This is a genomic window from Vibrio sp. Y176 (assembly GCF_033438945.1).
Genome location: NZ_JAWOQS010000047.1, coordinates 1 through 2,104, shown reverse-complemented (window position 1 = coordinate 2,104; position 2,104 = coordinate 1). Strand labels below are relative to the sequence as shown.

Sequence of the window (2,104 nt, the reverse complement as noted above, 5' to 3'; positions counted from 1 at the left end):
TACCGACTAATTTGTTTTTCCTTGAACCTTTATGATTCCTAGGCGATACACTGTCCCGAGCTTTGTGTTCTCGATAATTTGGGGAACTAGCACTTTCAATTAAACCAGCGCAGCCAGACAATAATGCCGCTATAAATAATATTAAAATCTTCATACTTAATCTTTGACAACATAACGCCCTGTTAAGGTGTGAGCAACGCAATACCGAAGCTTCCGCATACCACCGTAAACACAAAACGCAACGCATTGCAAAAATGCCAAGCGTTGCGAATCACTCTTAAACAGATTGTTAGGCCACATTAGATCAGTGAGTCTTGAACCTGGATAACTCTCTTTTGATTATCGTAGTGCTGCTTGGTAACTCTTAAAAACAAATCAGGACTAGATAGTGCCTCCTCCAATACACCTGCGCTATTTAGACTAACGTAAAGAGCAGCTGCATGCGCTTGGCAATTTATAGATTTTTTAGGATTGAATTCAATATCACTAAACCCATCGAATTTATAAAGCTGATCAACTAATTGTGGGTTGCTAACCAAAGCCTTTATATACAACCAATCATAAAAATAGGTTCGAGGGATTAATGGAAACTCCGTATTAAAAAACTTAAAGCCAACCAGCTGCCCTGAGTCTTTTATACGAATGTCTTTTTTTGAAGTTCTGGAGTCCGCTAGATACAAATCTTTGTAAGGCCCACCTCTTTTAAAAATCTTACTGCCTTGAAAAGCCGATTCAACTGTGATCTTGTGATTATGCTTCTTAGTCACGAAAGAAAGATTGAAAGCACTTAGCAATATGCCGAGTTCGTCTAAAGATTTACTCGAAATCTCTAGAATGTTATTTATTCCCAGTAACTTAGCCGAACTATGAAGTTCAGAAACTGATTTTTGTTTCTGACTTTTAGCCATTCCTGGATGCCATTTAAAATCTATGGCTTTTTCAATAACTCCAATGCTGCCATCTGTTTTCGGGACAAAAACGGGTCTAATTGCCATACTTGTATTACCAATGCTGATAGTCTAGCCGTGCTGAATAATGAGCTCTATGGTACACAACCTGATGTGCAGGATACAGAGGTTTCAACTCCAACTCTTTTGCCTTAGTTGGCACAATAACACCGACAATATCACTTGGAAGTATAGTATCGAACACTAAAACTTCTGCCTGTGGATCTGTTGGGCAATCATCTGGCAATTGTAACTCTTGACGTGATGGTTTTCCTGCTACTGGCAAAAATAGGGACTCAAACGCCTGAACTCCCTTTCTCTGTTCAATAGGAACAGATGTAACTGATGAATTTGCTGCATTGGTGGTACAAAACGCGCAGTCTTTAGTCCATAAAACTTCAGCTTTAACACCAAAGACAACCCACTCTACGGAGGGGTCTTGCTGCCTTAGACTATAAAACATCTTGTAATTAGGATGGCCAATTGACAAACAACTAGCAGTTTTAAAACCGTCTAGCCGATGTTGATCATTGTAAGCTACATTTGATTGATTTGCCTCTAAGGTCGCTCTCGGAACAATCCCGCTCTGAAAGATAGAGCTAACATTTTCTAACTTTGTAAAGTGCCATAGATATTCGATCTTTTTTTGTTTTACTGCATTTTCCATAACCAACTCCGTTTTTATTTTTTTACGATATCTCGATATTGTGGCCTAACGCCCTGTTAAGGTGTGAGCAACGCAATACCGATGCCGCCGCATACCACCTTAATCACTTAAACCAACGCATGGTAAAAATGCCACGCGTTGCGAATCACTCTTGAACAGTTTGTTATAACGCATTTTCCACCGAACTCAACCAACTGGGGACGTTTTCCCTAAACCATTTGAAGTACATTGATGCCGATGACTTACCTCGCTGAGTCAATATATTGGTGACTTCTACGAGAATCCATACTTTCGCCAAAATTAAGTGTCTATGCAGTTGTTCGCTTGGCAGCTCTGAAGTAGAGCGAGAGTACTTTTCTATTATTGCCTCATAATCACTACTTGACCCCAAGCCTTTCACTAAAGGGGCTAAGTGTAGTGGCACACTGAATTTGGTCACTTAGTTAGAGGTGATATCATCACCTCATAAGTTAACAGGTGACATAATGAC

General features: G+C 39.8%; 2 protein-coding genes. Both read right to left on the bottom strand.

Annotation, left to right across the window (positions count from 1 at the left end; all coding sequences use genetic code 11):
- Positions 1-299: 299 nt before the first annotated feature.
- Complete coding sequence (locus tag R7O13_RS23910) at positions 300-995, bottom strand: DUF6977 family protein (protein ID WP_001900183.1); 696 nt, start codon at positions 993-995, stop codon at positions 300-302.
- A 7-nt stretch (positions 996-1,002) separates the two neighbouring features.
- Positions 1,003-1,614 carry a DarT ssDNA thymidine ADP-ribosyltransferase family protein gene (locus R7O13_RS23905; RefSeq protein ID WP_140364918.1) on the bottom strand — a complete coding sequence of 204 codons (612 nt, stop codon included), beginning with the start codon at positions 1,612-1,614 and terminating at the stop codon, positions 1,003-1,005.
- Positions 1,615-2,104: the final 490 nt, after the last annotated feature.

What these genes read in the sequence shown, in the direction of transcription:
- R7O13_RS23910 (WP_001900183.1), bottom strand. Translation starts at nt 995, where the DNA reads ATGGCAATTAGACCCGTTTTTGTCCCGAAAACAGATGGCAGCATTGGA.
- R7O13_RS23905 (WP_140364918.1), bottom strand. Translation starts at nt 1,614, where the DNA reads ATGGAAAATGCAGTAAAACAAAAAAAGATCGAATATCTATGGCACTTT.